This window comes from Turneriella parva DSM 21527, assembly GCF_000266885.1.
Lineage (GTDB): Bacteria > Spirochaetota > Leptospiria > Turneriellales > Turneriellaceae > Turneriella > Turneriella parva.
The window spans coordinates 135,047-148,203 of the sequence record NC_018020.1; the positions used below are offsets into that span (position 1 = coordinate 135,047).

Annotated in this window: 15 protein-coding genes; 12 read left to right on the top strand and 3 right to left on the bottom strand. The window is 55.0% G+C overall.

What is annotated here, in order from left to right:
- Nucleotides 1–27: 27 nt before the first annotated feature.
- The 3 genes from plsY to cutA all read left to right on the top strand — a co-directional run bounded on the left by plsY (nucleotide 28) and on the right by cutA (nucleotide 1,478).
- Nucleotides 28–675, top strand: coding sequence for a glycerol-3-phosphate 1-O-acyltransferase PlsY (plsY, locus tag TURPA_RS00655; RefSeq protein ID WP_014801350.1), 648 nt, complete (start codon nucleotides 28–30; stop codon nucleotides 673–675).
- A gap of 20 nt (nucleotides 676–695) precedes the next feature.
- Nucleotides 696–1,079, top strand: coding sequence for a hypothetical protein (locus TURPA_RS00660; RefSeq protein WP_014801351.1), 384 nt, complete (start codon nucleotides 696–698; stop codon nucleotides 1,077–1,079).
- A gap of 75 nt (nucleotides 1,080–1,154) precedes the next feature.
- Complete coding sequence (cutA, locus tag TURPA_RS00665) at nucleotides 1,155–1,478, top strand: divalent-cation tolerance protein CutA (RefSeq protein ID WP_014801352.1); 324 nt, start codon at nucleotides 1,155–1,157, stop codon at nucleotides 1,476–1,478.
- A gap of 157 nt (nucleotides 1,479–1,635) precedes the next feature.
- Here the strand turns inward: cutA and TURPA_RS00670 are convergent, their stop codons facing one another.
- The 3 genes from TURPA_RS00670 to TURPA_RS00680 are packed head-to-tail and all read right to left on the bottom strand — an operon-like array spanning nucleotide 1,636 to nucleotide 4,510.
- Nucleotides 1,636–2,724, bottom strand: coding sequence for a DUF1574 domain-containing protein (locus tag TURPA_RS00670; protein ID WP_041948214.1), 1,089 nt, complete (start codon nucleotides 2,722–2,724; stop codon nucleotides 1,636–1,638).
- A gap of 16 nt (nucleotides 2,725–2,740) precedes the next feature.
- Nucleotides 2,741–4,096 carry an MBOAT family O-acyltransferase gene (locus TURPA_RS00675; RefSeq protein WP_014801354.1) on the bottom strand — a complete coding sequence of 452 codons (1,356 nt, stop codon included), beginning with the start codon at nucleotides 4,094–4,096 and terminating at the stop codon, nucleotides 2,741–2,743.
- A gap of 6 nt (nucleotides 4,097–4,102) precedes the next feature.
- Entirely contained in the window at nucleotides 4,103–4,510 is a 408-nt protein-coding gene (locus TURPA_RS00680; RefSeq protein ID WP_014801355.1) for a bacteriohemerythrin, read from the bottom strand.
- Between the two features lie 111 nt (nucleotides 4,511–4,621).
- On the opposite strand from TURPA_RS00680, the gene TURPA_RS00685 reads away from it, so the two are divergent.
- The 9 genes from TURPA_RS00685 (at nucleotide 4,622) to TURPA_RS21170 (ending at nucleotide 13,141) form a co-directional block, all read left to right on the top strand.
- Nucleotides 4,622–5,302: a hypothetical protein gene (locus TURPA_RS00685; RefSeq protein WP_014801356.1), complete on the top strand. Its 681-nt coding sequence runs from the start codon at nucleotides 4,622–4,624 to the stop codon at nucleotides 5,300–5,302.
- Between the two features lie 5 nt (nucleotides 5,303–5,307).
- A complete protein-coding gene (locus tag TURPA_RS00690) occupies nucleotides 5,308–5,961 on the top strand; it encodes a glutathione S-transferase family protein (protein ID WP_014801357.1) in 654 nt (217 codons plus the stop codon).
- Nucleotides 5,962–6,057: 96 nt separating this feature from the next.
- Nucleotides 6,058–7,206: a SpoIID/LytB domain-containing protein gene (locus TURPA_RS21165; protein WP_014801358.1), complete on the top strand. Its 1,149-nt coding sequence runs from the start codon at nucleotides 6,058–6,060 to the stop codon at nucleotides 7,204–7,206.
- 2 nt (nucleotides 7,207–7,208) lie between these two features.
- A complete protein-coding gene (locus TURPA_RS00700) occupies nucleotides 7,209–7,835 on the top strand; it encodes a phosphatidylglycerophosphatase A family protein (protein ID WP_053332077.1) in 627 nt (208 codons plus the stop codon).
- 9 nt (nucleotides 7,836–7,844) lie between these two features.
- The gene (locus TURPA_RS00705; RefSeq protein WP_014801360.1) at nucleotides 7,845–8,693 is read left to right on the top strand and encodes a hypothetical protein; all 849 of its coding nucleotides are present in this window, start codon (nucleotides 7,845–7,847) and stop codon (nucleotides 8,691–8,693) included.
- The gene (locus tag TURPA_RS00710; protein WP_041948215.1) at nucleotides 8,671–9,861 is read left to right on the top strand and encodes a helix-turn-helix domain-containing protein; all 1,191 of its coding nucleotides are present in this window, start codon (nucleotides 8,671–8,673) and stop codon (nucleotides 9,859–9,861) included. Before TURPA_RS00705 ends, TURPA_RS00710 begins: the two co-directional genes overlap by 23 nt.
- Entirely contained in the window at nucleotides 9,858–10,805 is a 948-nt protein-coding gene (locus TURPA_RS00715) for a lysophospholipid acyltransferase family protein (protein ID WP_014801362.1), read from the top strand. The genes TURPA_RS00710 and TURPA_RS00715 overlap by 4 nt, the downstream gene beginning before the upstream one ends.
- A 1-nt stretch (nucleotide 10,806) precedes the next feature.
- Entirely contained in the window at nucleotides 10,807–11,997 is a 1,191-nt protein-coding gene (locus TURPA_RS00720) for a hypothetical protein (protein ID WP_014801363.1), read from the top strand.
- Nucleotides 11,969–13,141: a cysteine desulfurase family protein gene (locus TURPA_RS21170; protein WP_014801364.1), complete on the top strand. Its 1,173-nt coding sequence runs from the start codon at nucleotides 11,969–11,971 to the stop codon at nucleotides 13,139–13,141. The genes TURPA_RS00720 and TURPA_RS21170 overlap by 29 nt, the downstream gene beginning before the upstream one ends.
- The last annotated feature ends 16 nt before the right edge of the window (nucleotides 13,142–13,157 follow it).

Below are 13,157 nucleotides of genomic sequence, written 5' to 3' on the forward strand. Positions count from 1 at the left end.
CCACTGCGTTAATCGTCACTCGCCTCTGTGAATTCTGCAACCTTAGCCTGGGTCGTTCTGGGCGCATACCTGTGCGGTTCAATACCGACGGCTTACCTTGCCGCCTACGGCCTTAAGCGCGTCGACATCAGGCAATTTGGCTCTGGCAATGTCGGCGCCTCGAACGCAATGCGGCTTTTGGGTAAAGGTTGGGGTGTCGCCATATTGCTCTTCGATGCCGTGAAGGGTCTGGTGCCCGTTCTGCTCGTGCTGCACGTCTGTCTCGCAGCTGATGCCTCGGTGCAGCGTTATGCGCTGGCGGCCGCACTCGCGGCGCTGGTCGGGCACGTCTTTCCCGTCTGGCTGAAATTTCGCGGCGGTAAGGGTGTTGCCACGGGCCTCGGGGTAATGACGGCGCTTTTGCCACTCGCAGTCGCGATCGCGCTGCCGGTTTTTATTCTGGTCGTCGCCGTTTCGCGTTATATTTCGCTCGGCTCCATCGTCGCGGCTGCCCTGCTGCCGGGCCTCTTTTTTATCAACCATACCCTACCGGCTGACTGCGAACTTTTCGCGTTTGTGTGTATCGCGTGCATTTTTGTGATTTACAAGCATAAGTCTAATATCAGGCGTATCATCGCGGGTGAAGAAAACCGCCTCGGTGAAAAACGGCCAGAGATGCCCGCCAAACCGGTGTGACCGCAGATAAAGGAGTATCTATGAAAAAGCAATTATTGATGTTCGCGCTTCTATGCGCAGGCGCCGCGTCACTTTCAGCCGGGCCGATTCGCGACGAATTTTTTAAGACGAAAGACGATATCGAAAAGGGAAAAGATACTCCAGAAATGCGCAAACAATTTCTCGAGACCAATATTCAGCGCTCGCTGCGCCGCCTGCTCGTGCGCTACTACGGTTACCAGACCCCCGAAAAGGTAAAAATCTCAGCGTCGAACTATGAACAATCTGAAAAAGACAAGCTGACTTACTATTTCAAGTTTGAAGAATATGTCGGGTTTTTCACCTTTTCGAACGACCCCGAATACTATTACGCAGTACCGCGCGACGAAAAGATCATTACAAAACCGAAAGCCGGCGCCAACTAGCATGAAATGTCGACCCGCAGAGCGTCAGGCTTCTGCGGGTGGGCGTTCATCGCCGATAGCCGGCACCCCTGAACTTTGAACCCTGCCCCCCACCCCATCGTTCTGCTGACGGCATTACCCGATCTGGCAGCGGCAGAAAAAATGGCGGATGCAATTGTCAGCGCGAAGCTTGCTGCGTGCGTGAATATTTTTCCCGACATGCGTTCTGTATATTTTTGGGAAAACAAGATCGTACGCGAGAACGAGGTAAAGTTATTCGTTAAAACCTCGTCGGCAGTCGCCCCCGAGGCGATAGCATTCATTAAAGCTGGACATCCTTATTCTGTGCCTGAAATCACGACCATACACGCCGACATGCATGGCGAATACTGGGTGTGGCTTCAGGGTTACGTTGGCTAGCAGGCTCCGGAAAAACTCCCGCAAAAGCGAAAAGCCTCGTCATTTGCGTGCGCAAACGACTGCTAAAGCGCGACGTCGCTTGCCAGCAAGCGACTATGCTGCTTTTCGCTTTTGCGGTTCCGGATGCCTGCTAACAGGTTCCTTTTTCAGGAACCTGCTAGCGAAAGAAATTCAGCTGGCGCAGCAGGTGGTGCATGATCTCGGGCGTACAGCGCGTCGAATAGTGGCTTGCGTCAGACCAGAATTTGCATTTGTAATCGTCTTGCTTGGCGAAATGGAATTTCACACTGCCGCCCGGCAGGTCTATCGCGTATTTTTCGACCGCGGGCGCATAGGGAGTTTTGTCGAGCACCCGGTTCAGCTCTTCGTGCACAAACGGTTTGTAGAGCAGCATCGGCACATTCTTGTCGCGTGCGAGCTTCACGATGCGGCGCAATGATTCGTCCATAAGCGGGTCGACTGCGAATATCTTGTAATTGCCCTCATACATGCTCAGAAACTGGCCGATGCGCTCATCGCGCAGTTTGCCTGTAAGGTCTGAATCGAGATAATCTTTATAGCCGCGAATATACTTCTCGAGAATAGAGTACTGCGGTCGTTCGTTTTGTGGTCTCGCGCGGTAGTCAGAAATCAGAAGTTCTGGCCGGGGTTTCAGCGCATAGCCGGCAAAAATCAATCTCGCACGCGCTTCTTCTGAAACGGACTTTTTTCCGAATTTTTCGAGCAGCCGGTAATAGTCATAGTCGTACTCGTCGCTGAAGATGAATTCTGACTTTCCGTGGTTGTTGCGGTGCTCGAGTTCGAGCAGTTCGGGGCCCAGCTCAAAGACAATTGCATCGGGTATCAGGTTCTGTCGCCACAGCCGGTCGACCGCATGGTAATAGACGACCATCTGCGCCCCGACCTGAGCATAGACTAGAAACTGGGTCTCAAGAATCTGGTCGCGTTCTTTGGCTGCGAGAAATTCGGTAATGCTTGCCTCTTGCTTCAACAGATTGAAGCGTTCAGAGCGAGAGCTGCCAAAGACCAGTACCGTGCGGCAGGCGCTGCCACAACCCGTGAGAGTGCCCCTCTTTTTGGCGACGAAACTTGCTTCGTTGTCCAGACGAATGCGGGCCGTTTCGGTCAGCTGAATGCCTGAACCTTCAACCGCACCTGCAGACGGTTTACCTGTGAGCAGCAGCAGTTTATCAGCGGCAAAAAGCAGCGCCAGCAGAATTAAAGGATAATACAACCAGCGCTTCATGAGTGGTTTGTTGGATTCAGAATTGGACATAGATAAATGCCTCGCTGGGTATTTGAATGCGTGATATCAAAAAATAGATAACGAGCAGCATTACCGGCAGCACCCAGGCCGCGCGCGGCAAAACCAGCTGCAGCAGGTTCTCGCGCCGGTGCTCCAGATATTGCACGAGCCAGGTCGCGGCAATGAGCAGCAGCACCAGCCAGACGGTCAGCGCCGCACTCTTCAAAACGAACACCTGCGAAATCACGGCTAGTGCCGTTGCCAGGTCGGGTGCGCGAAAGAACACGAACGCGAAGCTCCAGCCGGTAATCACCCAGAGGTTGCGCAGCGCCCAGGTGTAGCGATTTGCGGGCGTCTTGCCAAGTTTGACGAGCTTTTCGAGCGTGAGGTAGATGCCGTGCAGTGCACCCCAGATCAGAAAATTTATCGTTTCGCCGTGCCATATACCCGAGAGCACCATTGCCACCATCAGGTTGAAGTACTGGCGCGGCTGCGAAACGCGATTGCCGCCGAGCGCAAAATAAATGTACTCGCGAATAAATACCGACAGGGTAATGTGCCAGCGTGTCCAGAGTTCTGAGAAACTGGTCGAAAAATACGGGCTGCGAAAGTTGTTCGGCATGTCGTAGCCGAAGAGTTTCGCCATACCACGCGCGAGATCGATGAATCCCGAAAAGTCACAGTAGATCTGTGCGCTATAGCCCAGAATGGCGAGCAAGGCGTCTGTACTGCCGTAATCCCCCGGAGATTTATACACGGAGTTAATGAGGTAACCCAGAACGTCGGCGATAAAAAGCTTCTTCACCAGCCCCAGACAAATCAGGTAGAGGCCGCGCGTCTGCATTTCGCGTGAAGCGACGGGGTTACCCACCGCGCGGTAAAAATCAGAAGACCGCAAGATCGGCCCCGAAATCAAATGCGGAAAGAACAGCATATAAAGAGCAAACCTTGCCGCTTCAGGTTTTTCTACCTGACCGCGATAGGTGTCGACCTGAAAAGAGATGAATTGAAAAGTATAGAAGCTGATTGCGAGTGGCATGACCACCTTCAGTGTTTCGGGGTTTGCAGTGCCCGGCGGCAGCAGCAACGCAATCGCTGAATTGAAATATTTGAAGAATGCGAGGTGCAGAATGTTCAGCGATACGGCAGCAATAACCAGCGGACGCGAACGGCCGGCTGCAAGCTTCTGCGCGATTAAAAAATTTATCAGAATAACGAGTACGAAGTGTGCCAAAAACGCCGGGCTGTAAAAGCCGTAGTAGAACAGCGAAGCGAGTATCAAAAAACCCACGCGCAGGCGTTGCGGCAGGTTCCAGTAAATGACAAACGAGGCGATGAAGAAAGCGAGAAAGGCCAGTGAAAGAAAATTCATGATTATTTATCCGTTACCCGCGCTCGCAGCCACTGCGGGTATGTAGGCCATGTCTTCGTGCAGAATATGCTGCGTCAGCCAGGTTTCGAGAAACTTGCTGAGGGCCTGCGCGCTGAGCGTCTTGTTCTGCAACTGCACGACATATTCGCCGAGCTGCTCGCGCATTTTCTGGTGCATCGCCTGGTGCTGAACGAGCGCATCGTAGTGCGCGTTCTGCATGACTGACTCTTCGTAGGCAAAATGTGTGGTCACGTATTCGTTCAACTCTTGAATGATATTCGCCAAGATCTCGTCGCTTCGCCCTGAGGCCAACGACCGCGAGAGTCTGTTCGCGAGTTCGAACAAGTATGCGTGCTGCGAATCAATTTTGGGAATTCCCGTGCTGTACTCAATCGTCCACTCAAGGGGTATCATAGAGAATAGGTATCCGCAGCAGCGACAAGACGTCAAGACTCGCAGGTTCTGCAGTCGCACCATAGGGCAATTCTTGGTTTACGTCTGCCCGAGTACAGCGCAGGCTGCACTATGTTCACGCGACTCATTTTCATTAACACACTCGTATTCACCGTACTTCTGACGAACACTGGGCAGGTGCAGGCAGCGAGCAACTGCGACTTTGGCACCTCAGGGGCCGTCATGGTCAAAGAGACGCCCCTCAAAGACGGCATTGTGAAACTGGGCACGCTGCAGGTCTCGAAAAATAACCAGAACCCGATCGTCGCTTTTTTCCAGAGCGGCAAACAGGTGTTCTGCCGCAAAGATATCGACGCATCACCCGTAGATGCGCGTGCGATTGCCGCAACAGCCGACAAAGAGCACTTGTACATTGCCTTTAGCACCGACGGCGGCGCGAACAACCCGATTGCCTTCACCCGCTTCACGAAAAGCGGCTGGCAGAAATCTTACGGTAAGGGCGGCGGGGCTAAAGTGATCGTGCTGCTCAAGATACGCAAGGCCGACGGTGAAATCGTGGCCGGCACGTACCTGACCGCACGCAAAGACGACGGCAAGACAAACTCAATCGTCGTCAAAAAGCTGGCGTATGAAAATAACTCGGTGCAAATACAGGCAGACAGCTGGTATTCGCCCCTGCGTATCGACCAGAGCCCTTATAGCTGCTCAGGCAAATCGCCTTTCTTCTATACGATTCAGCTTTCACCCGACCTGACGACCGCCATGTCGACCAACGCACCGCAGTGCAAATAGACTCCATGAAAAAATACCGCCTCATCAGCTTCAAGCTCTGCCCGTTCGTACAGCGATCGGTGATCGTGCTCAAGACAAAACACATCGATTTTGATATCGAATACATCGATCTGGCAAACAAACCCGATTGGTTCTTGAAGTTATCGCCTCTGGGTAAGGTACCGGTGCTTCAGGTCGGCGATGACGTGCTCTTCGAATCGGCGATCATCATGGAATATCTCGACGAGGTCACACCGCCCTCGCTTCACCCGACCGACCCGTTGCTCAAAGCGAAGGCCCGCGCGTGGATTGAGTTCTCATCGCATCTGTTGGGGCTGCAATACCAGTGGACGCATGTCAAGACCGAGGCCGACTATACCGCAAAGACTGAAGAGCTGCGCGCAGGGTTGAAGCGTTTTGCCGCCGAACTCAAAGGCCCATGGTTCGCTGGCGACACGATGCAACTGACCGATGTCGCGATCGCACCACTCTTTGCACGCTTCGCGTGGCTCGCCCCGCATTTGCCGACCGACATTCTCGAAGGTCTGCCCGCCTTGAGTGCCTACTCGGCGAAGATTGCAGCGACGGAGAGCATTACAAATTCTGTATTACCCGAAGTGCCCGAGCTGTTTCGCGCGTACCTCAAAAAAACCGGGGCACATATCGCGAAGTGGCTCTGATTGCGAGATTTCTCCCCTGAGTGGCGCGGGAGAGTAACCAAGGTTCGCTAACCCCTAACTCTCTTGTTTTGCTGCGCCTTCTGCCGATAATCGAATATGCAGTTTTGGGCGGATTTATCACAGAAACGTATCATTTTTCCTTTGTTTTTGGTTTCAGCCCTGGTTTTAACGGCGTGCAGCCCCAACGCCAAGAGTAAGTTCTCTCCTTATATTTATAAATCCTCATCGCAGACGGCGTTGCCGCACGACAGCAATGGCGGCATCACGGTGCGGGTGAAACTGCATGCCGGTGAAGCGCTGCAGGTTAAGGCCGACGATTACACCTTCACCTCGGGCCGGGTAACGCGCCGCGGCAGTGGTTCGATCACTCTTGCCGAAGAAGGTATGCTGAAACCTAAGGGCTTTTTTGTGCTGAAGTCAAAACGCTACTTCGGCGCGCTCGAGGCAAAACGCGAAGGCGGCGGCTGGCTCTACGTCAACCACGTACCGATGGATGAATACCTGACATCGGTGGTGAGCCACGAGATGAGCCCGAACTGGCACCCTGAGGCGCTCAAAGCGCAGGCGGTCGTCGCGCGCACTTACCTGCTCGTCAAAATGAAAGAGCGCACCGCCAAACCATTCGACGTCGACACCACGACGAACTTTCAGGTGTATGGCGGCGTCAAAAAAGGCGACACGGGCGCGCGTAACGCGGTCGGCGAAACGCATGACGAGGTGCTCTACCACGGCGACACCCTCGCGCAGACATTCTTTCACTCTTCATGCGGAGGTACCCTCGCCTCGGCGCAAGAAGTCTGGGGCAAACCCGTGCCGTACCTAAACGTGCAGAACTCGCCCTATTGCTCGGCGGCGCCAGTTTATAAATGGCAGGTAAAAATACCCTTCTCTGAAATAGCCCGGCGTCTGAATGCGCGTGGCGTTCGCAACGTGACGGTTGCTGAACGCAGCCCGTCGAAACGCGTGAAGACGCTGACGATTGCCACGGCCTCGGGTGTAAAAAACATTCGCGCCGATAAGTTTCGTACGGCGCTCGGCGCCATCAAGGTGAAGTCGACGTTCTTTGGTGTCGCGCGTAAGGGTGACTCGGTGATTCTCACGGGCCGTGGCTTCGGTCATGGCGTCGGCATGTGCCAGTGGGGCGCCAAGGCACAGGCTGATGAACGCGGTAATTCGTATAAGCGCATTCTCGATCACTACTTTCCCGGCACGTCGCTGCGCCGTCTGGCCGGTTATAGCGTATAGATATGGCCACGAAAAAAAAGACAGCAGCAAGACAACGGCAGAAAATGCAGAGCGCACCGCGCTCATACGAACCACCTGCCGCTGCGACAACAACCTACATTGCACCTGCTGCGCTCGGCCGCCATGCGGCGGTGACCTGGCATGAGATCGTTTCAACCGGCTTCTTTTCAGGTTATCTGCCGAAGGCCCCGGGCACCTGGGGTTCTGTTTTCGCGTTGCTCATTTGTTTTGTGGGCGCGCGCCTCTTACCCGGTGAGGGTGTCATCTTTCTCGGCCCGATTCCCGTTTCGTGGTGGGCACTCGCCCTGGCACTCGTCACAACGGCCGTGGGAGTTTACGCTTCGGGTATCTTTGCCAGCGAATGGCGTGAAGAAGACCCGGGTGAAGTGGTCATCGATGAATTCGCGGGCATCTTCTTTGCCTGCGCGCTCATACCGGCATCACCTTTCGCTTACATTGCGGCGTTTGTCTTGTTTCGAATTTTCGACATCACCAAACCTGGCATCATACACAAACTGCAAGATCTGCCCGGCGGTTACGGCATCGTGATCGACGACGTCGCAGCGGGTTTCGCCGCTGCGCCGCTCGCGCTTGGGGTACACTTTCTGGCTACTCGATTTCTGGGCTGAAGCAGAGCAATGCCGCGCAACAACATACAGATTCTTTTCAACGAGTTGGAGCGCGAGGCGCAGAGCGCTGAAGAAGTTTTTCTGCTCGCCGACAAGAACCGGCATACACTCAAAGCCGCTTACGCCTCTCTGCTGTCGACGCTCGGCGGTGTGCGCGAGAAACTGAAGGACTACCCTCAGGCAGCGGCGGGTAAACGCATCAGGCTCGTCGAAACATTGCTGAACGACCTGTTGCTGCGCCATGAAACCGAACGCCGGCACTTTAATGCGCTCGGCTTTCTCTTGAGCCGGCTGCGCACTAACCTCGCAAGCGAAATACTCGAACCCCGGCTCTATGGCAAAATTCGCGAGGCGCTTCTGAATGAGGCCAACCTCGCTCGCCTGCGCGAAAAATATCCCGATGCCGATGCGGTTCTGACGGCACCTGCGCCAGTACGCCAAAAGGTGGCGAAACCAGTGAAACTGCTGCTCATCGGCGCGTCAGGGTTGCACTTCGCCATACCGGTACAAAAACTCGTGAAAAAAACGGCCCCCGGCCCCGTCGCCGAAAAATTACAACAGATTGGTTATCTATCCTCACCACTGCCTGCAGGCGGCAAATTCGGCCAGACCCCGCGGCTGCACGTTGCGTACCTCGACCTGCGCGGTCAGAAGCGCATGATCGAATGCGACGAATATTTCACTCCGGTGCAGATGATGCAGAAAACTCTCAAAGACCGGGTCAGCTATGCGGCCTCGAACGGAGCAAGACCCGGTGAGCAGCGCGGCCAGCTCACGTTTTATGGAAGGCGCTTTTTTCTGTACGGCGCACGTTTGAGTTACACTGTTCGCACCGGTGACCGCACCCGAGCTTCTTAACGCCGACGTTCTGCATCGCCTGATGCGCATCTTCATGGAATACAAGACCGACATCTTGCCAGTGGTCGAACGCGGCCGCATCGTCGGGCAGATTGACCGCCTCTCACTGATCGAGGCGCTGAGTGAAATTAAAGCCGAAGGTGCCTATCTGGCGATGCAGCCAGCCGAGACCTCTGAAGAGCTGCTGCGCCGGCTCGACGAAAGCGGTGGCGATGGTTTGGCCACCGTCAACCGCCAGTTCGAATTTAACGCCCTCTGGGGCCGCGCCGAAATTCTGCAGGCGCAGGGCAAAATTCCGCAGGTCAAGATCTGGACCCCACCTGCACCGCAGGTAGATAGTGAGCCTCAGGCTGTACCTTCACCCCCAACCACTCTCCCGCGGGGAGAGGGGCGTGCGAACATCCCTTTCTCCTCTCAGGTGACCGAAGCGTCGCCGTCTTCTGAGAGGGAGAAAGAGGGTGACGTTTCAACCTTCACCATCGTTCGCGAAGCACCGCCAAAATTTGCAAAACCCGCGCCGACCGCTGCAGAGGCAACGCGTGCCGTCAGCGAAAATCTGCACCGCGAAATCGAACGCGGTCGGCTGGCGATCAACACGCTCGCAGCGCTCGACCTGCCGCTCATGGCCTGCGATGGTAATGGCAATGAAATGTTTCACAACCGCGCGTTCGCCGAAATTCGCCTGCGCGATGCGATGCATCTTTCAAGCGCCGACCTGATACAGCGGGCGAAAGATGCCATCACCGAAAGTGCGATGAAAGGCGAACTCGACATCGAACGCGCAGTTGTACTGAAAGCCGGCCCGCGTGGCTACCGGGTCTCTTGCAAGGCGATTCGCGACTATGACAACCCGGCAGCGCGCGCAGTAGGTTATATTTTTTGGCTGGTGGCTACCTCACCCCCCACCCCCCTCTCCTTAAGGAGAGGGGGAGGAGCCGTCGAAGACGGCGGAGGGGGTGAGGTCAACTACGCAGGCAAGACCTTGCCAGAAATTCTGCAGGCCGAAGAAGCACGCGTGCTTGCCTGGGCGATGCAAGAGGCGAATGGCAACCAGTCTGATGCGGCGCTGCTCTTGAATATTCCCCGGCAGACATTCAACTACCGTTACCGTAAACTTATGCGTGCGAAAGAGCCGCGTGTACGCGGCAGCGAAAGAAAACAACCATGAGCCAGCCCGAAGAAAAGAAATATTTCCCTCTAAAAAAGCGGATTTCTCACGTCATCGAATTTGCGTTCGTGATGCTGCTCTTCGGCATCATTAACTTGTTTCCTTTTTCGATGCTGCATTCGGTCGCGCGTTTTTTTCGCATAATACTTTCACCGCTGTTGAATTCGGCGCGGCGGCGCATTCGCGGACAGGTTTCTGAAATTCTGGGGATCACCGATGAAAAAGAATTGAAACGCTTTGTGAACAACAACCTCGACCATACGATTCGCAGTTTTTTTGAACTGATGCAGTCTTGGAAAATGAAAAACAGGCGCTTCATCAGAAAATACGTGACATTTGATGAAGAGGCGCTCGCGATCGCCGAAGACCGCTCGCAGGGTGTCGTCTTTGCCGAAGGCCATTTCGGCAACTGGGAGATTCCGATTCCGGCCTATGCGTCGGTGGGGCTGAAGATCTACTTCGCTGCGCAAAAACTTTCGAACCCCTATGTCGATTTTATGGTGCGCAAGATTCGTGAGGGTTATGGCGGCGGCGGTGCGATCTACCTGAAAGAATCAGAAAAATACGTGCCGCTGCTGCGGCGAAAAGAACCGATTGGCCTTGTCGCCGATCAGGATGCCGGCGGCGAAGGTGTGTTCGTAGATTTTCTGGGCAAGCAGGCATCGACGCACATGGGGCCTGCGGTCATGGCGTACCTCGGCAAAGCACGGTTGGTGGTCGCATTTTGCATTTTTCAGGGTAAGGGCCGTTATCGGTTTTATGCGCGCACCCTCTATCGCTTTGCAGGCAAATCAGATTTTGCATCGTCGCGTGAAGCGGCCCAGCAACTGACGCAGCTCTGGGTTTCAGAAATGGCCAAAGAAATTCGTAAATACCCTGAACAATATTTCTGGGTACACCGCCGCTGGAAAACGCGCCCACCTTCTGAGGGCGCGCAGGGGTAAAATGCTGAAGTACCTTTTTGCCCGCATCTGGAAAAACCCGATCGCACGCTACGGCAGCATCGCAGGCATTTTGCTCATCAGCTTTGCCGTCATATTTTCTGCGCGGTTTGGTTTGTTAAAAACCCTTTCGCGCATGTTTTCATCGCCCGACTGGTCAGATACACTGCGGCATGGCTCAAAACCATTCGCTTTTGCCGAAAACGAAGACAAGGCGCGTGCTCTCATCGAACAAGGCTGGAAAGCTCTGCACGAACTCGCGGCGACGAGCATCGACAAGAATCAGTCGGCTGCCGAGACACTCACGGCTGCAGTCACACGCAAACCCTACTCGTCATTTCTGCGCCGAGAAAGTGAAACCGTCATTTTTACCTATCTAAACGGACTCAAAAGTGGCTGCGGTGACTACCGCACCTCGGTTGAGATTACCGATCGCACAACGGCGCTTGGCGAGCTCGCAGCTTCGCGCACCGTCGCGGCTCGCATCGCACAGCACCAGACAGAGGGGCTCAAAAAGACGCTGGAGATCTTTGTAAAATACGTCGAGCCGGCGATGCAGAAAAAACCCGATTTCGTGCCCGCGATTGAGCTCGCCGAAGAAATCTACCGGGCAACCTGCGCGCTCAGAGAAACCGCGCCATTATGGGCGCGGGCCCTCGACTACCGCGAATACGCGCTGCAGAAGCAGATGTACGACAGCGATAACGGCAGGCTGTACGACAAAGACCCTGAACTGTTCGAGACCAAGTTTCGCGAGAAGCGGCAGCAAGACAATATTTATCGTGAGCTGCTCGTGCGCCACTTCGACGCAACCCGATTTCGCACTCCGTATGACCCCGCACAACTCAAGAACGTGCGCAATGCTTACTTTACACTGAAAAGTCCGGCGGCGCTGACAGCGATGATTGCGGCGCTACTGGCCGAGGCGCGGCACTCGAGCAGCAGCATTGCCCGCAAATGCCATTACGAACTGTTTTCGCTCGATGACGCCGGCATTACCGACCGCGAAGATTATCTCTACGCATTGGCTGAGACCGCAGTTCGCGGCGAAGAGTTTGTTCGTGCGCAAAACGTGATCTCGAATGCGCTGAAGGCAAAAACGCTGCGCGACCCGGCGACGAGGCGCGATCTTGAGCGCCTGCGTTTTCATCTGGAGCTTCTGCGCAATGAAAGCGAAAGTTTATCTCGATTTTAATTCGACTCACCCGCCCGACCATGAAGCCCTGGGTGAGGCGCGCGCATTTTACTTTGAACATTTTGCCAATTCTTCGGGCCTGTCGCTTGAATCGCAATTGGTCAACCAGAAGATTGAATGGGCGCGGGAGCAAATTGCGCAAATATTTACCGTTCAGCCAAAGCAGATAATTTTCACGGGTTCTGCAACCGAATCGAATAACTTATTGCTGCGGGAATTTTACCGACGCAGGGGCGAGCGCCGGCTGCGCGTTATTTGTTCGCCTTTCGAACACCCTTCAATCGCCGAGCCGCTAAAACGATTCCCTGAGGCCGACATCACCTTCATGAAAGCTTCGCGCGATGGAGCCATTGAACCCGTATCGCCACAGAGCGCCGCAGACCTTGCCGTGCTGATGGCGATTCAGAACGAGAGCGGCCTTGTACTCCCTTTAGAAGATTTCGCGCAGCAATTTTTTTCACAGAGCATACCGGTTCTCGCCGATGCCTCGCAGCTTATACCCAAGCTCTGCCCCGACGGCCCGACCTGCCTGCAGCCCCGGTTTATCCGATACCTGACCGACCGGGGTTGTTACGTAACGGCGACAGGGCACAAAGTCGGTGCGGGTTTTGGCGCAGGCCTCATTATCACTCCCCCTGAAAATGTGCTTTCAGACAACGAACCGCTGCTTGCCGGCGGCAATCAGGAGCACGGGCTCAGAGCGGGCAGCCATAACGTCGAAGCGATCATTGCGCTCGCGTTAGCGCTGGGGCGCCGCATCGCAGAGACGAGTTTCACCAAGTGGAAAGCGCACACGCAGAGATTCGAAGGCTATTTGCTAAGCGCTTTCTCAGGTTTACAGGGCGCAGAGATTATCGGCGCAAACATGCAGCGCGCCCCCGGCACCACGCTTCTGCTCTTGCCAGGGGTGCCGATCGATTTTCTGATCATGGCGCTCGACAAAGCGGGCATCACCGTTTCAACCGGAACCTCGTGCAAATCACGTTCACGGACTGCCTCTGCGGCGCTCTTGGCGATGGGCTACAGCGAAAGCGAGGCGCTCGGCGTCGTGCGGCTTTCATACGACCAGAACCTCAGCGACGAGACAATGCAGACCGTCGCCTCGACGCTAGCGACTGCGGCGAACCGACTGAGTAAACTCTGATTTTTCTGCAATGATT